At 64.3% G+C, this 19,764-nt stretch carries 21 protein-coding genes and 1 tRNA gene; 8 read left to right on the top strand and 14 right to left on the bottom strand.

Features of this window, described 5'->3' with window-relative positions; translation table 11 throughout:
* Positions 1–135: 135 nt before the first annotated feature.
* Positions 136–1,572: an MFS transporter gene (locus FJ957_RS00190; RefSeq protein WP_140827216.1), complete on the top strand. Its 1,437-nt coding sequence runs from the start codon at positions 136–138 to the stop codon at positions 1,570–1,572.
* Between the two features lies 1 nt (position 1,573).
* On the opposite strand, the gene coaBC is transcribed toward FJ957_RS00190, so the two are convergent.
* The 3 genes from coaBC to ubiE form a co-directional block, all read right to left on the bottom strand.
* Positions 1,574–3,046, bottom strand: a complete 1,473-nt coding sequence (coaBC, locus tag FJ957_RS00185) for a bifunctional phosphopantothenoylcysteine decarboxylase/phosphopantothenate--cysteine ligase CoaBC (RefSeq protein WP_210243226.1) — start codon at positions 3,044–3,046, stop codon at positions 1,574–1,576.
* A gap of 75 nt (positions 3,047–3,121) precedes the next feature.
* The gene (ubiB, locus tag FJ957_RS00180; RefSeq protein ID WP_140827212.1) at positions 3,122–4,696 is read right to left on the bottom strand and encodes a 2-polyprenylphenol 6-hydroxylase; all 1,575 of its coding nucleotides are present in this window, start codon (positions 4,694–4,696) and stop codon (positions 3,122–3,124) included.
* Between the two features lie 43 nt (positions 4,697–4,739).
* Entirely contained in the window at positions 4,740–5,516 is a 777-nt protein-coding gene (ubiE, locus tag FJ957_RS00175) for a bifunctional demethylmenaquinone methyltransferase/2-methoxy-6-polyprenyl-1,4-benzoquinol methylase UbiE (RefSeq protein WP_140827208.1), read from the bottom strand.
* Between the two features lie 168 nt (positions 5,517–5,684).
* On the opposite strand from ubiE, the gene FJ957_RS00170 reads away from it, so the two are divergent.
* The 3 genes from FJ957_RS00170 to FJ957_RS00160 all read left to right on the top strand — a co-directional run bounded on the left by FJ957_RS00170 (position 5,685) and on the right by FJ957_RS00160 (position 8,119).
* On the top strand, positions 5,685–6,659 hold the full coding sequence (locus FJ957_RS00170; RefSeq protein ID WP_140827204.1) for an adenosine deaminase: 975 nt from the start codon (positions 5,685–5,687) through the stop codon (positions 6,657–6,659).
* A 157-nt stretch (positions 6,660–6,816) separates the two neighbouring features.
* Positions 6,817–7,446, top strand: a complete 630-nt coding sequence (upp, locus tag FJ957_RS00165; RefSeq protein ID WP_140827202.1) for a uracil phosphoribosyltransferase — start codon at positions 6,817–6,819, stop codon at positions 7,444–7,446.
* A gap of 106 nt (positions 7,447–7,552) precedes the next feature.
* Positions 7,553–8,119, top strand: coding sequence for a TIGR02281 family clan AA aspartic protease (locus FJ957_RS00160; RefSeq protein ID WP_140827201.1), 567 nt, complete (start codon positions 7,553–7,555; stop codon positions 8,117–8,119).
* Positions 8,120–8,125: 6 nt separating this feature from the next.
* Here the strand turns inward: FJ957_RS00160 and deoA are convergent, their stop codons facing one another.
* The 6 genes from deoA to FJ957_RS00130 all read right to left on the bottom strand — a co-directional run bounded on the left by deoA (position 8,126) and on the right by FJ957_RS00130 (position 14,352).
* On the bottom strand, positions 8,126–9,442 hold the full coding sequence (deoA, locus tag FJ957_RS00155; protein WP_140827200.1) for a thymidine phosphorylase: 1,317 nt from the start codon (positions 9,440–9,442) through the stop codon (positions 8,126–8,128).
* Positions 9,442–10,245: a purine-nucleoside phosphorylase gene (locus FJ957_RS00150; protein WP_140827199.1), complete on the bottom strand. Its 804-nt coding sequence runs from the start codon at positions 10,243–10,245 to the stop codon at positions 9,442–9,444. Before FJ957_RS00150 ends, deoA begins: the two co-directional genes overlap by 1 nt.
* A complete protein-coding gene (cdd, locus tag FJ957_RS00145) occupies positions 10,242–10,634 on the bottom strand; it encodes a cytidine deaminase (RefSeq protein ID WP_095766692.1) in 393 nt (130 codons plus the stop codon). Before cdd ends, FJ957_RS00150 begins: the two co-directional genes overlap by 4 nt.
* A gap of 76 nt (positions 10,635–10,710) precedes the next feature.
* A complete protein-coding gene (locus FJ957_RS00140; protein WP_140827198.1) occupies positions 10,711–11,682 on the bottom strand; it encodes an ABC transporter permease in 972 nt (323 codons plus the stop codon).
* Between the two features lies 1 nt (position 11,683).
* On the bottom strand, positions 11,684–12,823 hold the full coding sequence (locus tag FJ957_RS00135) for an ABC transporter permease (protein WP_140827197.1): 1,140 nt from the start codon (positions 12,821–12,823) through the stop codon (positions 11,684–11,686).
* Complete coding sequence (locus FJ957_RS00130) at positions 12,820–14,352, bottom strand: ABC transporter ATP-binding protein (RefSeq protein WP_140827196.1); 1,533 nt, start codon at positions 14,350–14,352, stop codon at positions 12,820–12,822. Before FJ957_RS00130 ends, FJ957_RS00135 begins: the two co-directional genes overlap by 4 nt.
* A gap of 209 nt (positions 14,353–14,561) precedes the next feature.
* On the opposite strand from FJ957_RS00130, the gene FJ957_RS00125 reads away from it, so the two are divergent.
* The gene (locus tag FJ957_RS00125) at positions 14,562–14,771 is read left to right on the top strand and encodes a SlyX family protein (RefSeq protein ID WP_127306341.1); all 210 of its coding nucleotides are present in this window, start codon (positions 14,562–14,564) and stop codon (positions 14,769–14,771) included.
* 20 nt (positions 14,772–14,791) lie between these two features.
* On the top strand, positions 14,792–15,199 hold the full coding sequence (locus tag FJ957_RS00120; RefSeq protein ID WP_140827193.1) for a hypothetical protein: 408 nt from the start codon (positions 14,792–14,794) through the stop codon (positions 15,197–15,199).
* 71 nt (positions 15,200–15,270) lie between these two features.
* Here FJ957_RS00120 and FJ957_RS00115 read toward each other — a convergent pair whose 3' ends face one another.
* From FJ957_RS00115 to FJ957_RS00100, 4 genes are all read right to left on the bottom strand, one after another.
* Positions 15,271–15,729: a GNAT family N-acetyltransferase gene (locus FJ957_RS00115; protein ID WP_140827190.1), complete on the bottom strand. Its 459-nt coding sequence runs from the start codon at positions 15,727–15,729 to the stop codon at positions 15,271–15,273.
* Positions 15,730–15,885: 156 nt separating this feature from the next.
* Positions 15,886–16,875: a BMP family ABC transporter substrate-binding protein gene (locus tag FJ957_RS00110; RefSeq protein ID WP_140827187.1), complete on the bottom strand. Its 990-nt coding sequence runs from the start codon at positions 16,873–16,875 to the stop codon at positions 15,886–15,888.
* 258 nt (positions 16,876–17,133) lie between these two features.
* A complete protein-coding gene (locus FJ957_RS00105) occupies positions 17,134–17,460 on the bottom strand; it encodes a hypothetical protein (RefSeq protein ID WP_140827184.1) in 327 nt (108 codons plus the stop codon).
* A 70-nt stretch (positions 17,461–17,530) separates the two neighbouring features.
* Positions 17,531–18,226, bottom strand: a complete 696-nt coding sequence (locus FJ957_RS00100; protein ID WP_140827183.1) for a DUF2569 family protein — start codon at positions 18,224–18,226, stop codon at positions 17,531–17,533.
* 441 nt (positions 18,227–18,667) lie between these two features.
* On the opposite strand from FJ957_RS00100, the gene FJ957_RS00095 reads away from it, so the two are divergent.
* Positions 18,668–18,757 (top strand) — tRNA-Ser (locus FJ957_RS00095).
* Between the two features lie 17 nt (positions 18,758–18,774).
* On the opposite strand, the gene FJ957_RS00090 is transcribed toward FJ957_RS00095, so the two are convergent.
* Positions 18,775–19,005: a KTSC domain-containing protein gene (locus FJ957_RS00090; RefSeq protein WP_140827181.1), complete on the bottom strand. Its 231-nt coding sequence runs from the start codon at positions 19,003–19,005 to the stop codon at positions 18,775–18,777.
* A gap of 95 nt (positions 19,006–19,100) precedes the next feature.
* On the opposite strand from FJ957_RS00090, the gene FJ957_RS00085 reads away from it, so the two are divergent.
* Complete coding sequence (locus tag FJ957_RS00085) at positions 19,101–19,712, top strand: alpha-ketoglutarate-dependent dioxygenase AlkB (RefSeq protein WP_140827179.1); 612 nt, start codon at positions 19,101–19,103, stop codon at positions 19,710–19,712.
* The last annotated feature ends 52 nt before the right edge of the window (positions 19,713–19,764 follow it).

Raw genomic sequence — 19,764 nt, 5'->3', positions numbered from 1 at the left:
TAGAGACATGCCCGGCAGAGCAGTTCCAGGAAAAATGCGCTGCGGTTTTCCGTCCGGAATTGCGCGAAAAATAAGGAGTTAGAGCAGGTCGGCGATTCTACGAGCGCTGAACTGCTCTAAAGATCGGTGAGCGTCTTGAATACGGAATCAGAGAACAAGGTCGACTGGCGGGCGTTGTGGGCGAGCGGCGATCTGGCGCGCTTCTGCTTCGTAAGCCTCGGCATCCTGCTGCATGCCACCAACGAGACGATGGTGGCGACGGTGATGCCGGCCATGGTCGGCGATCTCGCAGGCGTGCAGTTGGTCGGCTGGTCGCTGGCGATCTATGAGCTCGGCGCGATCGTCGCCGGCGCCGCCGCCGGCCGGCTGGTCAGCTATGTCGCCCTGCGCTCCAACATGATGGTCGCCGCGCTGCTCTACGCGATCGGCGCGCTGATCTGCGCCGCAGCGCCCTCGATGCCGCTGTTCCTTGCCGGGCGCCTAGTCGAGGGGCTTGGCGGCGGCGCGCTTGTGTCGCTCGCCTTCGTGTCGGTCGAGCGCCTGTTTGCGCGCAACATCTGGCCGCAGCTCTTCGGCATCATGTCCGCGATCTGGGGCGTCGCGGCCTTCAGCGGCCCGATGCTCGGCGCGCTCATGACCGAGTTCCTGTCATGGCGCTGGGCTTTCGGCATCTTCACCTTCGGCGGGGCGGCGATGGCGTTGGCAAGCTTCATCGTGCTCGACACGCCCGAGGCGAGGAAGCCGCAGGTGGTCAGCGGCAGGGCACCACCTTTCCCCTATCCGGCGCTCGCCTGTCTCGCCCTCAGCGTGGTGCTGATCGCCGCTGCCGGCATCGACATTGCCCTGTTGCGCTCGTCACTGCTGCTCTTCCTCGGCCTGATCGGCCTGTCGCTGTTCTTTCGCATCGATGCCCTCAGGCCACAATCGCGGCTCTTTCCGTCACCTTTGTTTTCATGGCGCTCGCCGCTTGGCAGCGGCATGACCATGGTTGCGGCATTCTCCGTGGCGACCTGCACCTTCACCATTTACGGGCCGCTGCTTTTGACCACCCTGCACGGCATTCCGATCCTGACCACCGGCTACATTATCGCCGCAGAATCGATCGCCTGGTCGATCCTGTCGATCCTCATCGCCAATGCCCCGCTGGAGCGCGAGAGGCTGATCATCGTCGTCGGCGCGCTGATGATCGCTTCCGGCCTCGCTGGCTTCGCCTACACGATCCCGGCAGGCTCGATCCCGCTCATCCTGCTCTGCGCCCTGCTGCAGGGCGGCGGCTTCGGCGTTTGCTGGCCCTTCCTCACGCGCGTCATCGTCGCTTCGGCGCGCGACGGCGAGCAGACGATCGCCTCCGCAGCCGTGCCGACCATGCAGCGCATCGGCTATGCGGTGGGCGCGGCGCTTGCCGGCATCGTCGCCAATGCCAGCGGCTTCTCGGAGGGCCTGACCCGTGAAGCCGCCGCAGGCGTTGCCGGCTGGCTGTTCCTCGCCTTCGTGCCTCTAGCTATCCTGGGGTGCATCGCCGCGCTGAGGGTCGCGCTGCCGACGCCGCGGCCTCAGCAAGCGACCGGCTAAACTAAACCACGACGGTCTGCAGCCGCTCCGCAATCAGCGCGGCGAGCCGCGCCGCCACCTCGTCCTTGCCCATCTCCGGCCATTCCTCGACGCCGGTCCTGGAGACGATGCGCACCTTGTTGCGGTCGCCGCCCATCACGCCGGACGGGCCGATGCCGCTTTCATGCGAGACGTCGTTGGCGACGATGAAGTCGGCGCCCTTTTTCCTCAGCTTCGCCTCGGCATTGGCGATCAAATCCTGTGTCTCGGCGGCGAAGCCGACCACGAGGCCCGGCCGCTGCGCGTGATGGCCGATGCCGGCCAGGATGTCTGGATTTTCGACCATCTGCAGCGAAGGCGGTCCCTCGCCCGCCACTTTCTTGATCTTCTCGCCGGCGGCGTTCGCCGTGCGCCAGTCGGCAACGGCGGCAACGAACACGGCGGCGTCCGCCGGCAACAGGCTCTCGACCGCTTGCTTCATCTGCGCGGCTGTTTCGACATGAGTGGTCGCGACGCCTGCCGGATCGGCGATGGTGACCGGACCGGAAACCAGCCGCACATCGGCGCCGAGCTTCGCCAGCGCCGCCGCAATAGCGTGACCCTGCTTGCCCGAGGAGCGGTTGGCGATGTAGCGCACCGGGTCGATCGGCTCATGCGTCGGCCCCGAGGTGACGATGATCCTGCGGCCGGCAAGCGGCTTCGGCTTCTCGTCGAGCACGGCTTCGATCGCGGCGACGATCTCCAGCGGCTCGGCCATGCGGCCCTCGCCCGCTTCGTTGCTTTCGGCCATCTCGCCCTTGGCGGGACCGACAAAGGCGATGCCGTCCTTCTGAAGCGTCGCCCGATTGCGGCGCGTGGCGGCGTGCGCCCACATCTTCGGGTTCATCGCCGGCGCCATCAGCACCTTCTTGTCGGTTGCCAGAAGGACCGTCGAGGCAAGGTCGTTGGCGTGGCCGTTGGCAAGTTTCGCCATTAGGTCGGCGGTGGCGGGCGCCACCACCAGCAGATCGGCCTCGCGCGACAGCCTGATATGGCCGACATCGTGCTCGTCCTTGCGGTCGAACAGCTCGGTGAAGACATGGTCGGCCGAAAGCGCGCCGACCGACAGCGTGGTGACGAACTCCTGCGCGGCCGACGTCATCACCACCCGCACCGACGCGCCGCGTTCGCGCAGCCGCCGGATGAGGTCGAGCGATTTATAGGCGGCGATGCCACCGCCGATGATGAGCAGGATGCGCTTGCCGGAGAGAGAACCCCGAGAAATTGATTTGGCGGACGCGGCGACAACCGGCGCCGCCTGCTCCTTGGAGCCTGTCAGCGCACGCAGCGTCTTCTCGATCTCGCCAATGCGGTCAGCCTGCCCTGCCCTTCCTTCGACCGCGGCGCGTATCATTGCCCGTGCCTGTTCTTCCATCGAGCAGCCGTTTTCGGCGGCGAGCTGCCGCAGCAGGTCCTTGACCGCGTCATCCAGATTGCGGATCGTGATGCTGGCCATGTGTGATTGCACTCGCTCAGATAGCGCGCCTGCAATGATAGCAATGCAGTCAGTTAATCGCAAGCCGCATGGGACTCAGAGCAATTTCAACGCGATGTAGATCAGCGTCAGCGCAATCACCCACAGCGCCACCCGACCGGAGCGGGTGTGGCGCGCTTCGGCCCTACCTATCGCGCGGGCCGTCGCTTCGTCGAAGCGCAGGCCGTTCTCGGCCATCAGGTCGATCTCGCGCGACAGCCGGTCGGTACGGGCGGCAAGGTCCGGCGCCTGCCGTGCCAGCGTCAATAGCGCCTTGGCGCCGTCGCGCGCGTCGGTGAGCATGCCGCGCGGGCCGAGATTGCCCGCGATCCAGTCGCTGACCACAGGCTCGGAAGTCTTCCACATGTTGAAGGCCGGATCGAGCGTGCGGGCGACGCCTTCGACCACCACCATGGTCTTTTGCAAAAGCACCAACTCGGTCCGCGTCGCCATATCGAACAGCTCGGTGACTTCGAACAGCAGCGTCAGCAACTTCGCCATCGAAATGGTCTCGGCCGACTGGCCGTGGATCGGCTCACCGATGGCGCGGATCGCCTGCGCGAAGGCCGAGACATTGTGCTGACGCGGCACATAGCCCGCCTCGAAATGCACCTCGGCGACGCGCTGATAGTCGCGCACGATGAAGCCATAGAGGATTTCGGCGAGGAAGCGCCGCTCCTTCTTGCCGAGCCGGCCTGCAATGCCGAGATCGACGGCGACGATGGTGCCGTTGGCTTCGACGAACAGGTTGCCCGGATGCATGTCGGCATGGAAGAAGCCGTCGCGCAGCGTGTGCCTGAGGAACGACTGGACCAGATTGGCGGCGATCGCCTTGAGGTTGTGACCGGCATTGGCAAGGCCGGCGATGTCGTTCATCTTGGTGCCGTCGATCCACTCCATGGTGAGCACGTCGCGGCCGGTGCGCTCCCAATCAACCGCGGGCACGCGAAAGCCCGGATCGTCCTTGGTGTTCTCGCCGAGTTCGGAAAGCGCGGCCGCCTCGAGCCTCAAGTCCATCTCGACCTTGGTGGTCTGCGCCAACGTCTGGGTCACCTCGACCGGACGCAGCCGGCGCGAGGAAGGGATGTATCTCTCCTGCAGGTGGGCCGCGAGGAAATAGCTTTCGAGATCCTGGAAGAAGCGGCGCCGCACGCCGGGCCGGATGACCTTCACCGCCACGCGCGACGTCGTTCCGTCACGAGCCACGTCGGCGCCATGCACCTGCGCGATCGAGGCGGCGGCAACGGGGTCCCCGAACCTGGCATAGAGATCGTCGATCCTGCGCCCGAGCGAGGCTTCGATCGCATGGATCGCTTCCGCTTTCGGGAAGGTATGCATCTTGTCCTGCAACAGCGCGAGGTCCAGCGCCATGTCGTTGCCGACGACATCGGGCCGCGTCGCCAGGAACTGGCCGAGCTTGACGTAGGAGGGTCCGAGCCGCACCACCGCTCGCGCCAGCCTGTCGCCGCGCTGATAGCTCAGCGCCCGGCGGCGGGTAAAAAGCCGCGCCACGCGCCAGCCGAATTTCGGCATGCCGGAGAGTTCTTCGCCAGGCAACGCCGCGACGACGCCCTCGCGGACCAACACCCAGCCGGCCCTGGCGAGCCGAAAGGCGGCGGCGACGCTGCTCATAGCCCTGCCTGTGTCAAAGGGGCCTGCTGCAAGGGGCCGCGCCTCAAAGCTTCCAGCCGGAATGAAGGGCGGCGATGCCGCCCGAATAGTTGCGGAACGTGACGCGGTCGAAGCCGGCGCGGGCAATCATCGCCGCGAAATTCTGCTGGTTGGGGAATTTGCGGATGGATTCGACAAGGTAGGAATAGGGCTCGCCATCGCCGGTGACCGATTTGCCGATCTTGGGAATCGCATTGAACGACCAGGCCTCATAGGCCTTGTCGAGCAGCGGCATATCGACCTCGGAGAATTCGAGGCAGAGCAACCGCCCGCCGCGCTTCAGCACGCGATAGGCTTCAGCAAGGGCGACTTCGATGCGCGGCACGTTGCGAATGCCGAACGCGACCGTATAGGCGTCGAAGGACTCATCCTCGAAAGGCAATTCCTCGGCATTGGCCTCGACAAAGTCGGTGTTTGCCGCAAGACCCTGCTTCTCGGAGCGGTCGCGGCCGACAGCCAGCATCGAGCCATTGATGTCGAGCACCGTGGCATGGGCCTGTCGCTGACTGGCCTCGACGATGCGGAAGGCGATATCGCCGGTGCCCCCGGCGACGTCGAGCACCTTCCAGCCCACTTTTTTGGGAGGGTTCAGCCAGGCGACCATCGCGTCCTTCCACAACCGATGCAACCCAGCCGACATCAGATCGTTCATCAGATCGTATCGATTGGCCACCTTGTGGAAGACGTCGTTGACGAGGGGCTGCTTCTCGCCTTCCCCGACCTTCCTGAAACCATAGGAAGTTTCCATGCCGCCCGCGGCCGTGGTTCTCTCAACTGACATTATTTTGATCCGTCATAAAACCGGCGGGACCATAGCCGATCGATGGTGCCGACGCTATTGTCCAAGGCGCGGTTTTCGGCCGCGCCTTCAAAACCCCGCAGGGAAAGGTCACGCATGATTTTCCGGCCAGAATCTGCGCGAGAGCAGCATATCGGACGAGATGACCGCATGATTTTGAAGGCCGAACTGCATTGCCACATCGAAGGGGCGGCGGCGCCCGAGCTCGTCGTCAGCCAGGCCCGCAAATACGGCGAGGACCCTTCGCCCTACATCCGCAACGGCTCCTTCGTCTGGCACGATTTCACCTCGTTTCTCGCCGCTTACGATTTCGCTTCCGACCTGTTTCGCACGGAAGAGGACTATGCGCGCCTCGCCGACCATTACCTGACCAGCCTCGCCCGCGACGGCGCCATCTATTCCGAGGTTTTCACCTCGCCGGACCATGCCAAGAAGGCCGGCCTGTCGCCAAAAGCCTATACGGACGCGCTGGGCGAAGGCATGACCCGCGCCAAGGCCAAGACCGGTATCGAGGGCCGCATGATCGTCACCGGCGTGCGCCATGTCGGGGTCGAGGCGATCGAGCAGGCGGCACGCTTCGCGGCGCGCTGCGGCAATCCGCTGGTGACCGGTTTCGGCGTCGCCGGCGACGAGCGCATCGGCGATTTCGAGGACTATGTGCGCGCCTTCGAGATCGCGCGCGAGGCGGGCCTCGGCATCACCATCCATGCCGGCGAGCTGATGGGCTGGGAAAGTGTCAAGGCGGCGCTCGACCACATCCGCCCCTCACGCATCGGCCACGGCGTTCGCGCCATCGAAAACCCGGACCTTGTCCGCCGCATCGCCGCCGAAGGCGTGGTGCTGGAATGCTGCCCAGGCTCAAACATCGCGCTGAAGGTGTTCGACAGCTTCGCCGACCATCCCTTCCCGGCGCTGCGCGCCGCCGGCTGCAAGGTAACGCTCAACTCCGACGACCCGCCCTACTTCTGGACCTCGCTGAAGCGCGAATACGATATCGCCGCCGAGCATTTCGCCATGAACGACAAGGCGCTCGCAGGGATCACCAGAACGGCCATCGAGGCGGCCTTCGTGGACAAGAAGACCAAGGCGATGCTGCTGGGCCGGTTGGACCTGAAGGTGCGGTGAGTGAGTAGGGAGTAGTCGGTAGTCAGCAGTTATGGATTTGGCCGAGCGCGCATAGATCGGTTGAAGGCCAGAGCTTTCCCCGAGGCGAGGACTCGCAAATCGGCTCACTATTCACTACTCACTACTGACTACTACCCCGAACCAGTCGGAGCACATCATGCAGGGCGTCACCGTCGTCGACCACCCCCTCGTCCAACACAAGCTGACCATCATGCGCAAGAAGGAGACCTCCACGGCAGGTTTCCGGCGGCTGCTGCGCGAGATTTCACTTCTGCTCGGCTATGAGGTGACCCGCAATCTTGAACTGACCACGACCATGATCGAGACGCCGATCGAGGAGATGGAAGCGCCGACGCTGGAAGGCAAGAAGCTGGTCTTCGCCTCGGTGCTGCGCGCCGGCAACGGCCTGCTCGAAGGCTTGCTCGACCTGGTGCCGGCGGCACGCGTCGCCCATATCGGCCTCTACCGCGACCATGAGACGCTGGAAGCGGTCGAGTATTTCTTCAAGGCGCCGAGCGATCTTGCCGACCGCCTGGTGATCGTCGTCGATCCGATGCTGGCGACCGCCAATTCCGCGATCGCCGCGATCGACAAGCTGAAGGGCCGCGGCGCCACCAACATCCGCTTCCTCTGCCTGCTTGCCGCCCCGGAAGGCATCGAACGCTTCACCAAGGCGCATGCGGACGTGCCGATCTTCACCGCCTCGATAGACCGGCAGTTGAACGACAAGGGTTACATCATGCCCGGCCTCGGCGACGCCGGCGACCGCATGTACGGGACAAAATGAGCGCATCCGTTTACCACGCGTTTACACAACCGCGCGGTTCCGGCGCACGTTAAAGCGGAAACCACCATGTCGGCGTAAGGATGCGGCCTCGATTTAAGGGGCATCCATGCTGCGCAAGCTTCTCATCCTTGGCATCTTTGCCGGAACCTCGGCCTCGATTCCGATCGTCTATCAGGCGAATCCGCATCTGGTGGACGGCTTGTTGAAATCGACCGTTGCCTCGCGGCCGGCTGCGCCGAAAGCAGAGCCGCAGGTCAATCTCGCTTCGGTCCCGGACAAGCCGGCGACGCCGATGCCGCTCGGCCGTCAGGTGCTGGTCAATGCCGACGGGCGCGGTCACTTCACGTCGCAGTTCAAGTTCAACGGCCGTCAGATCGACGGTATGATCGACACCGGCGCGACGCTGGTCGCCATCAACACCTCGACCGCCCGCAGGATCGGCATCTCGCTCAACCCGTCCGACTTCAATCGCCAGGTGAACACCGCCAACGGGGCGATCAAGGCCGCCGTGGTGACGGTCGAGCGCCTGCAGATCGGCAAGATATCGGTCGACAACGTCCAGGCGATGGTGCTCGACGACAGGGCGCTGCAGACCAACCTGATCGGCATGAGCTTCCTGCAGCGCCTGCAGAAATACCAGGTCCAGGACGGCTCGCTGCTGCTCGTTCAGTAAGGCCGATCAGCGAGGCAATATCCGCCTGAGCACGGTCTTTTCGGCGGGCGGCTTGGAACCCCCGATCGTATAGGCGGCACGCACGGCGGCCGCTGCCGCCCCGGCCTGGGCGTCGGTGCGGGCATGCACCAGCACCAGTGCCTCGCCCGGGCGCAGCTCGGCGCCGACCGGCAACAGCCTGGTCAGACCGACGGCATGATCGATCTTGTCGTCGGGATGCGAACGCCCGCCACCGAGCGTGACGACGGCAAGCCCGATATCGCGCGTGGCGACGCCGGTCACGAACCCATCCTGTTCCGCTTTCACGGCCAATTCGACCGGCGCCGTCGGCAGATACTTTTCCGGTCTCTCGATGAAATCGCCGGGACCGCCAAGCACCGCCACCATTCGCGCGAAGACGGCTGCCGCACGGCCTCCGGCAAGCGCCTCGGTGGCGCGCCTGATACCGTCCTGGTGGGACGAGACGAGCCCCGCCGACTGCAGCATCTCGGCCGCCAACGCCAGCGTCACGTCCTCCAGCCGGCGGTCGCGATATCGGCCGGTGAGGAAATCGACGGCATTTCGCACCTCGACCGCGTTGCCAGCCGCCGAAGCCAGCGGCTCGTTCATGCCCGTCACCAGCGCGGATGCATTCAGGCCGGCGCCGTTGGCGACCTCGACCAGGCTGTTCGCCAGCGCGACCGCATCGCGCGACTTTTCCATGAAGGCGCCGTTGCCGACCTTGACGTCGAGCACCAGCGAGCCCAAGCCCGCCGCAAGTTTCTTCGACAGGATCGAGGCGGTGATCAGCGGGATCGATTCGACGGTCCCCGTCACGTCGCGGATCGCGTAGAGCCTGCGGTCGGCGGGTGCCAAACCGGCGGTCTGGCCGATGATAGCGCAGCCCGCTTCCAGCACCGTCTTGCGGAAAAGCGCCACGTCCGGCTGGCTGGCATAGCCGGGGATGGCATCCATCTTGTCCAGCGTGCCGCCGGTGTGGCCGAGGCCGCGCCCCGAGATCATCGGCACATAGGCGCCGCAGGCGGCGACGATCGGCGCCAGCATCAGCGAGACATTGTCGCCGACGCCGCCGGTCGAATGCTTGTCGGTGACCGGCCCCGGCAGGTCGGACCAGTCGAGCACGTCGCCGGAATCGCGCATGGCGAGCGTCAGCGCCACCGCCTCCTCGCGGCTCATGCCGTTGAGGAACACGGCCATGGCGAAAGCGCCGACCTGGCCCTCGGAGATGGTGCCGGCCGTCAGCCCTGCGACGAAGGCCGCGATCTCGTCGGCCGAGAGTTTGTGGCCGTCGCGCTTGTGGCGGATGATCTCCTGCGGCAGCATCAGTCGGGCAAGCCGTTCTGGAAGACGCGCCGCAGGATCGTCGCCAGCCGCGCGCCGCCGACCGGCGCCATGTCCTTGGTTTCCTGGTGCGAGAGCTCCGCTCCGGTCATGCCGGCCGCCAGGTTGGTGATCACCGAGCAGGCGGCGACCTTGAGGCCGAGGAAGCGGGCGAGGATGACCTCCGGCACGGTCGACATGCCGACCGCCGTCGCGCCCATGACGCGCGCCATGCGGATTTCGGCCGGCGTCTCGAAGCAGGGTCCGGAAAACCACATATAGACGCCTTGGTGCAATGCCGTGCCGGTCGCCTTCGCCGCCTTCTCGATCGCGCCGCGCAAGCCGGCATCGAAGGCCTCGGTGAGACCGACGAAGCGGCGGTCGCTCGGCTCGCCGATCAGCGGGTTGGAGCCGGAGAAATTGATGTGGTCGGTGATCAGCATCACCGAACCCGGCCCCATTTCAGGATCGACCGAGCCGGCGGCGTTGGTGAGGATGAGGCGCGAGATGCCGATGCCGGCAAGCACCTCAAGCGCCGGCCGCATCGCCGCGGCATTGCCATGCTCGTAATAATGCGCGCGCCCGGACAGCATGAGTACCGGCGTGCCGGCGAAATGCCCGGCAACCACCTCGCCGGCGTGGCCGGAAACACCGCTGCGCGGGAAGCCCGGCAGTTCGGCATAGGAGATGCGCCTGGCATCCTTGACCTGGTCGACCAGACCGCCAAGGCCTGAGCCCAGCACAAGCGCGGCCGCGGGCGCCAGCCCGTCCAGCTTCTCGACCAGATGATCCAGCGCTTCCATCATTTCAAGATGTCGCCCCTGAAGCCGTAAGGCAGCATGTCGCCCATGGTCACGGTCTCGGCCACGCCGGCGTTGTCGCACAGATAGAGCTTCGTGTCCGGCCGGCAGAATTCCGCCAACCGTTGCCGGCAGCCACCGCAGGGCGAGCATTTGGCCATGCGTTCGGCGATCACCGCGATCTCGACGATCCTGCCTCCGCCGCCCATGATATAGTGGCCGAGCGCCGTCGTCTCGGCGCACCAGCCTTCCGGATAGGACGCTACCTCGATGTTGGCGCCGGTGAAGACGCGCCCGTCCTCGGTGCGCAACGCCGCACCCACCGGGAATTTCGAATAGGGCGCATAGGCCTTGGCCATCGCCGTCTTCGCCGCCTCGAACAGATCATGCGACATCCGGTTCTTCTCTCCCACGATCTTGTTCAAATGCCGGTCGCCGCCGGACGAAAATCCGGCCCCAGCGTCTCCGACTTCAGCGTTCCTTCACATAAGGCACGCCGCCGGCGCGCGGCGGGATAGCCTTGCCGATGAAGCCGGCGAGCAGGATGACGGTCAGCACATAGGGCAGCGCCTGCATGAATTGTACAGGGACCTTGCCGATGATCGGCAGCGGCGAGGCCTGCAGGCGGATCGCCGCGGCATCGAGGAAGCCGAACAAAAGGCAGGCGAACATGGCGTTGACCGGCCTCCATTTGGCGAAGATCAGCGCGGCAAGCGCGATATAGCCCTTGCCCGCGGTCATGTCTTTCACGAAACCGCCATTCTGCACCATCGACAGATAGGCGCCCGCGACGCCGGTAAGCACGCCGGTGCAGATCAGCGCCCGATAGCGCAGCCACGCGACCGAGATGCCGGCGGTGTCGACGGCGGCCGGATTTTCGCCGACGGCGCGCATCCTCAGCCCGAAGCGGGTGCGAAACAGCACCCACCAGGTGAACGGCACCATGGCGAAGGCGAAGTAGACCAGGATCGAGTGGCCGGAGATCAACTCGGCATAGATCGGGCCGATGATCGGCACATCCTTGATCGCGTCGGCGCCGGGCCAGATGATCGCTGCGAAGCGTTCGCCCGGCTGCAGCGCCGGCGTGCGCCCGCCCTGCTGGAACCAGGCCTGGCCGAGGATGATGGTCGATCCTGCGGCGATGAAGTTGATGGCCACGCCGGACACGATCTGGTTGCCGCGATGCGTGATCGACGCAAATCCATGCACCATCGCGAAAGCGACGGAAATCAGGATGGCCATGCCGAGGCCGAGGAAGGCGGAATGGAAGACCGAAGCAGCGGCGGCGCCGGCAAAGGCGCCGACCAGCATCTTGCCTTCGAGACCGATGTCGAAGATGCCGGCCCGTTCCGAATAGAGGCCCGCCAGGCAGGCGAGCAGCAGCGGCACCGAAAGGCGGATGGTCGAATCCAGCACCTGGACGACGGCGTTGAAAATGTCCATCTCAGGCCCCCTTCCCGTTCACTGCCTGCATGCCGACCGATTTCGGACTGACCGAGGCGAACAGCGCCTGGATGTAGGGCCTGAACATGTGTTCCAGCGCGCCGGCGAACAGGATGACCAACCCTTGGATGATGACGATCATGTCGCGGCTGATCGCCGGCATCTCGAAGGCAAGCTCGGCGCCGCCCTGGTAGAGCATGCCGAACAGGATTGCCGCCAAGACGATGCCGACCGGATGCAGCCTGCCCATCAGCGCGACCGCGATGCCGACATAGCCGGCGCCGGACACGAAATCGATCGCGACATTGTGCTGGTCGCCCATGACAGGGTTGAGCGCCATCATGCCGGCCAGCGCGCCCGAGATCATCATCGCGGTGATGATGATGCGGGTTTCCGAAATGCCGGCGTAGCGCGCCGCCTTCGGGCTGTGGCCATAGGTGCGCATCTCGTAGCCGAGCCTGGTGCGCCAGATCAAAAGCCAGACCAGGAAGGCCATGACCAGCGCCAGCAGGAAGCAGATGTTGAGCGGCGCGGACCGGATCTTGGCGCCGAACAATTCGATGATCCAGTTGAGCTTCGGCAATTCGGCGCCGGCGAGGAAATTGCGCGTCTGCGGCGCCTGCGAGCCGGCCGGCTTCAGCGGGCCGACCAGCAGGTAGACCATCACCGAGGCGGCGATGAAGTTGAACATGATGGTGGTGATGACGATGTGCGAGCCGCGCTTGGCCTGCAGATAGGCGGGGATCAGCCCCCAAAGCGCGCCGAACGCCGCCGCGGCCACGATCGCGATCGGAAAGATCGCCCACCAGGGCAAAGTGCTGTCGAAACTCAGGCACACGAGCGCGATGCCGAGGCCGCCTATATAGGCCTGGCCCTCGGTGCCGATGTTGAACAGGCTGCAATGCGCCGCCACCGCCACCGACAGTCCAGTGAAGATGAAGGTCGTGGCGTAAAACAAAGTGAACGCAATGCCTGTGCCCTTGCCGAAGGCGCCTTCGACCAGGATGACGGCGGCGCGGAACGGGTTTTCGCCGACCAGCATGACGACGAAGCCGGCGACGATGAAGGCGACCGATAAGTTGATCAACGGAATCAACCCATAGTCGGCCCAGGCCGGCAATTTGGCGTAAGGCGTGCTCATTCGGCGGCCTCCTGGTGCTCGACGCCGGCCATCAACAGCCCAAGCTCGCCTTCGGTCGCGTCCGGGCCGCGCTCGCCGACGACGCGGCCGGCAAACATCACCAGGATGCGGTCGGAGAGCGAGCGGATCTCGTCGAGCTCGACCGAGACCACCAGCACCGCCTTGCCCTGGTCGCGCATGGCGATCAGCCGCTTGTGGATGAATTCGATGGCGCCGACATCGACGCCGCGCGTCGGCTGGCCGACGATCAGCACGCCGGGGTCTTGTTCCATTTCCCGTGCCAGCACGATCTTCTGCTGGTTGCCGCCGGAGAAATTGGCGGTCTTGAGGCGCGGATTGCCGGGGCGGATGTCGTATTTCTCGATCTTGTCCTTGGCGTCGGCCATGATGGCATCGATGTCGAGGAACGGCCCCTTCAAATAGCGCTCGTCGTCGTGATAGCCGAGGATCGAGTTCTCGTTTTCCTCGAAGGCGAGCACCAGTCCGACATGGTGACGGTCTTCCGGCACATGGGCGAGACCGCGGTCGCGTAGTTCGCCGGGATCGGCCTTGCCGGTGAGGTCGATCGGCTTGCCGTCGAGCATCACCTCGCCGGAAACCGCATGCCGGATGCCGGAGATCGCCTCGAGCAGCTCGGACTGGCCGTTGCCGGCAACGCCGGCGATCCCGACGATCTCGCCGCCGCGCACGTCGAAGGAGACATTGTCGACCATGGTGACGCCGCGCGAATCCTTGACCGTCAGGTTCTTGACCGAGAGTTTTACCGCGCCGGCTTCCGACTGGCCTTTCTCGACCCTGAGCAACACCCGCCGGCCGACCATCAGTTCGGCCAATTCGCCGACCGTGGTTTCCTTCGTTACCCGGGTCGCCACCATCGTGCCTTGGCGCATTACCGAAACCGTGTCGGTGATCGCCATGATCTCGCGCAGCTTGTGCGTGATGAGCACGATCGTTTTGCCCTGCTCCTTCAATTGCTTGAGGATGCGGAAAAGGTGATCGGCCTCGGCCGGCGTCAACACGCCCGTCGGCTCGTCAAGGATCAGGATCTCGGCGCCGCGATAGAGCGCCTTGAGGATTTCGACGCGTTGCTGCAGGCCGACCGGCAGCTCTTCGATGACGGCGTCGGGATCGACCTCGAGGCCGTATTCGCGCTCCAGCCGGTCAAGCTCGGAGCGCGCCTTGGCGATGCTGCTCTTCAACAGCGCATCGTTTTCGGCGCCGAGGATGATGTTCTCCAGCACCGTGAAATTGTCGACCAGCATGAAGTGCTGGTGCACCATGCCGATGCCGAGCGCGATTGCGTCGTTGGAGGTGTTGATCGACACCGGCTTCCCACCGACGCGGATCTCGCCGCTATCGGCCTGGTAGAAGCCGTAGAGGATCGACATCAGCGTCGACTTGCCGGCGCCGTTCTCGCCGACAATGCCGTGGATCGTGCCGCGCGCGACTTCCAGGTTGATGTCGCGGTTGGCGCGCACCGCGCCAAAGCTCTTGTTGATGCCTATGAGCTCGATTGCGGCTTGCGCCATGCAGCCTGTTCCCACTGTTATTTTTTTATCGCTTGGTCAAAATGCCTAGCATGATGCCCCGCTTATGCCAATCGGCCGTTCACTCTCGACAAATCCCCGCGTCCTTGTCAATTTCGAACCTGAGCAGGTTCCGCAAAAGTATCCCACGGTTTTGCGATCTGAACCTGCGAAAACCAACAGAGCTACACATTCGCAAGGATCGGTTTTGCATGGCCATGCCTGACGATAGGCTGACGACGTTGGAAATCCGCGCCGCCGAGCAGGAGAAGACCATCGAGGAGCTGTCCGGCCAGATCGCCGAACAGTGGAAGGTGATCGAGCGCATGGAGCGCAAGCTCGCAGCCCTGACCGACCGCTTCCTGGAATTGGAGGAGCAGACCGCCTCCGATGTGCCGGTGACCAAGCCGCCGCATTGGTGAGGCCATGGGGAAAGACGGCCATGTCCAGTGAAAGCGACCGCGTCGCTCGAGCCGGCGATTATGTCTTTGGCTTGATGAACGACAGGGAACGCGCCCGCGCCGAGCGCGACCTCGAGATCGATCCCGCCTTTCGCGACACGGTGCTGTGGCTGGCCGAACGTTTGCGCGCCTTCGATCCCGAGGAGCCTGAAGGGCGTGGCGATCGCTGGGAACTGGTCACGCAACGCCTTGCCGAACTGCCGCAGATGCAGACGCGGCTGGCCGGCGTAGCCGTCCCGGAGACGGAAGCGCCGCCACCGATGATCCACCGGCTCGAGCGCAAGCCCTACGGCATCGGCCTGCATTCGCTTGGCGGCAGGCTGGGCTTCGTCATCGCGCTTGCCCTGGTGGCGGCCTTTGCGCTCGGCTATCTCGCCGGCACGCTATAAAAGCAATTCCAGGAAAAGTGCGGGGCGGTTGGGCTCGGCGCCTTTGTCGTAGCCTTCCGTCCGGAATTGCGTCAAAGCAGAGACTTCGACATCAGAAGCATCGGCGCGCCGTCCTGCTCGAAGGTCTCGACCGCCGTCCATCCAAGCGCCTCGTAGAAGCCGCGCGCCTGCCATGTGTAGAGATAGAGCTTGCCGACACCGGCCGAAGTGGCACGAGCTTCGACGGTTCTGACCAGCGCCGTGCCGACACCGCCGCTTCGATAGGCTTCCTCGACGATCAGTCCGGCCAGCCATGGCGCCAGGTCGTGCGGTGAACTGATTTCGTCGCGGACGAGCAGGCAGCTCCCGACGGGCCGGTCGCGGGCGCGGGCGACAAAGGCCGCCTCGAAGCCGTCGCCGGCGATCAGCCCGCGCAGCCCGGCCATGTCCTCGTCGAGGGTCCGATCCGTACCCTCAAAGAAAGCCTTGAGCCGAAGCCGCGCCATTGGCTCGACGTCGCCTTCGGCCATGGCTTCGATTGCCGGTCGCATCGTACCGTCTCCAAAACAAAACCGCCGGGCATTGGCCCGGCGGTTCGAACCCCAGAGCAATTCCCGGAAAAGTGCGTGGCGGTTTTCCGTCCGGAATTGCGTGAAAACAAAAGTTAGAGCGGTTCAATCACTGAACCGCTCCGCTTCAGCTGCCGATCAATAGGGGCAGGCGTTGTCGGCGGTGTAGTCGTGCACCTGGACCTTGCCGGAGATGATGTCGGCCTTGGCCTTTTCGACGGCCGCCTTCATCTCGTCGGTCACCAGCGCCTTGTTGTTGTCGTCCATGGCGTAGTCCACGCCGCCTTCCTTGAGGCCGAGATTCTCCAGACCACCCTTGAAGGTGCCGTTCTTGCCGTCCATGAAGGTGTTGTAGACGGCAACGTCGACGCGCTTCATCATCGAGGTCAGCACCTTGCCGGGCTGCAGGCCGTTCTGGTTGGAATCAACGCCGACGCCGAGCTTGCCGGCATCCGCCGCCGCCTGCAGCACGCCGACGCCGGTGCCGCCGGCAGCGGCATAGACCACGTCGGCGCCCTGATCGATCTGCGTCTTGGCGATCTCGCCGCCCTTGGCCGGGTCGTTCCAGGCGGCCGGCGTATCGCCGGTCATGTTCTGGATGACATCGGTCGCGCCGGCCGACTTGGCGCCGCCGACATAGCCGCATTCGAACTTGCGGATCAGCGGGATGTCCATGCCGCCGACGAAGCCGACCTTCTTCGACTTCGACGCCATCGCCGCCAAGATGCCGACGAGGTAGGAGCCTTCGTTCTCCTTGAACACCAGCGAGCGGACATTGGGCAGGTCGACGGCATCGTCGATGATGGCGAAGTTGAGGTCGGGATAATCTTTCGCGACCGCTTTCAGCGCGTCCTCCCAGGCAAAGCCCGCCATGACGATCGGGTTGCGGCCGTCCTCGGCGAAGCGGCGCAGCGCCTGCTCGCGCTGCGAGGCGTTGGAGACTTCGAATTCGACATAGGCGACGCCGGTTTCCTTCTTGAACTTCTCGGCGCCGCTATAGGCGGCCTCGTTGAAGGATTTGTCGAACTTGCCGCCCAGATCGTAGAGGATGGCCGGCTGCACGTCCGCGGCGGAAGCCGGAAGAACCATTGCGGTTGCGGCCAGAAGGCCGAGAACGATACGTTTCATGTGATCCACACCCTGTCGGTTATTTTTCCGTTTTTGCACCGCCTGCGCGCCCGGTTCTCCGGCGGGCTTGCGGCGCCAGGCAGGAAGTGTTTGACCCCTCCCGCTCCCGGTCAATCTGGCACGGCGCGAAACAAAATTCACGTGGAATTTTGACCTGTTGGAAAAAGCGGTTACCGGCGATCCGGCACGTCTCTTAAAAGCAATCTCAGGAAAAATGTGCTGCGGTTTGCGTGCGGAATTGCGTCAGAACAAAAGCCTTCAAGGGCTTGGAGCGAATTCCGCGCCGCGGCGCTTGCGCCGGTAGCCGATGGCGTAGAGCAGCAAGGCAAGCACCGCGAACACCGCGAAACCAGGTTGCGCGAGCACCCAGGCGACCGCGCCGTCCCAGACCAGAGGGTTTGCCCTGGCGCGCACGAAAGTCTCGAAAGCCGCGCGGGTATCGGGCGACACCGCGAGCCAGCTCGCATTGAGCGGCGTCATCACCAGCGACGACGCTGCGACCGAGCGTGTCGTGTCGATCACCGCCATGATGACGGCAATCGACAGCGCAACCATGGCTGCCAGCCGAAAGATGAAACGCAACATCGACGCTCTCCGTCTACCCCGCAATCGACATAGAGCGTGCGTGGTTCCCGCGCAATCGCGGCCCGTGAAATTAGCGAGCCCGCGCCGGTCCGCGCCGATTCACCCGCCAGACGGCGAAAATACCGCCGGCGATCGCGCCGACGATCAGGCCGCCCAGGCCGACAAAAGCCGCGAAAAATCCGCAGGCGCCCTCGAAGCAGCTCATATGCGTCAGGTCCGCGATCAGCGAGCCGGCGAAGAACCCGGCGCAGGCGCCGATCGCGCCGCCAAGGATGATGCCGAGCAGCGCGGCAAGGATCGAGACGAAGACCGGCGGCCGCTCGGTCTCCGGATTGGCGTAGATCGTGTCCGCGCCGGCCCCGTTGCGCAGGAGATAGATGCAGAGCAGGCCGATGGCGATCTCGGCCACGGTGAAGCCCAGCGCTTCGGCCGAGAAGGCGAAGCTGTAAAACACATAGGCCTGGCGCACGACGAGCCAGACGATGATGGCGACCTGCCAGATCGTGTAATGGCGCGGAAAGCGGGCCGAGCGGTTGAAGGCAAGGCCAAGCAGGTACAATCCCCACAGGATGGTGATCACACCGCCGGTCAAGCCGCCATAAATGAGAAAGAATGCATTTTCCGGCAGGCTGAAGTCGCCGATCAGCCGCCAGTTTGCGATCAGCCCGTAGGCCGCCAGTCCCATGACGATGACGAGCCACGCCATCGGGATGAAGGACAGGCCGCTGTCCGGCCGCCCCACGGGTTGCTGGTCGATCGATGCCATGTCGGGACGATGCCCCTCGCCCAAGCAATTCCAGGAAGGCCGCCTACCGGCTTTCGTCGGGATTGCAAAACCGAACCGGCAATTCCAGGGAAAGCCCGCAACCGTTCACCGGGATTGCATGATTAACGGCAGTCGACAGCCGGGCGCAGCCGAAGTCAAGCATCACCGGCGCGCCACGATCGGCCTGTACACATCATTCGAACGCATCGCCCTCCCGAACCCGCCTTTGCGCCATACACGGCAAAAGCCACGGCAACGCCAATATGGCTTGGCATTCGCTTTCGGATCGACTAGATGAGCCCCGCGCCTGTTTGCCTAGACGGCTAGCGGTGCCGGGAAGGTTGCCCGCCGGTTGAAGGCACCAGATGTCCGTTGAGGACTTCCCACGGGAGCATCTCCCCAACCCGCGCGGCGAAACCGGCCGACGCGAGATGCTAAGACGGAGAGGTGGCCGAGTGGTTGAAGGCGCACGCCTGGAAAGTGTGTTTACGGGAAACCGTAACGCGGGTTCGAATCCCGCTCTCTCCGCCATTTAACTTGATTGATTTCTATATTTTTTCGGAGCAGGCCGAGCCTTTATGCTCGACCAGGTGATATCTGAAACGGTCGCGCACGAATTCGTTGAAGAACTGCCCTTTTGAGAAAGCCGCTTTGAAAGCCGTGTAGACCTCGGGTCCTACGTCCTCATAGTCATAGCGCTTGCCAGTCGGGACGAACCATACCGAAAGGACCCGCTTCGACGGATCGTAGTGGATATTCCGGATCGCGGTGGAAGGCACGTGCAGGCTCCTGCTTCCAACTCTTAATTCGTCGTGCGCCGCGCGGTTCCGCCGCGCCGGCTTGCACAGGGGCTCCGATCACCTATCTGAGCCGCATGACTTCATTGAAAAGCCGAGCCGGCGACGACGATTTCCAGGGCGATCTCTTCGGTGCGCCCGCAAGCCTGCCGCCCGCGCCCGAAGGTTTCTCCTACCAGCCGGGCCTGATTACCCGCGACGAAGAACACGAGCTGGTCCGTCATATCCAGGGCCTGCCTTTCAAACCGTTCGATTTTCATGGCCATCTTGCCAACAGGCAGGTCGTCGGCTTCGGCCTGCGCTATGACTATGAGCGCCGCCAGGTGCTCGAAGCGCCGCCGATTCCGGACTTCCTGCTGCCGCTTCGCGCCAAGGTTGCCGCCTTCGCGGCGGTCCCGGCCACCGAATTCGCGCAAGTGCTGATCAATGAGTATCGCCCGGGCGCCGGCATAGGCTGGCACCGGGACAAGCCTCATTTCGAACTGGTCGCCGGCGTTTCGCTGCTCGCGCCCTGCAGCTTCCGGCTGCGCCGCAAGAACGGCGCGGCATGGGACCGTGAAACGATCGAGGTCGAGCCGCGATCGCTCTATCTCATGGCCGGACCGGCGCGAAACGAGTGGGAACACTCCATCCCACCGGTCGAATACCACCGCTATTCGGTGACCTTCCGTACAATGCGCGCCCTTTGAGTTGCCGTACGGCGAATGCGCGGGAACCATCGTCCGGCTCCGGGGGTTGTGT

The organism is Mesorhizobium sp. B2-4-6, assembly GCF_006442775.1.
Taxonomy (GTDB): Bacteria; Pseudomonadota; Alphaproteobacteria; order Rhizobiales; family Rhizobiaceae; genus Mesorhizobium.
The sequence above is the reverse complement of the archived record's forward strand: the minus strand, read 5'-3'. Positions and strand labels throughout refer to the sequence as shown.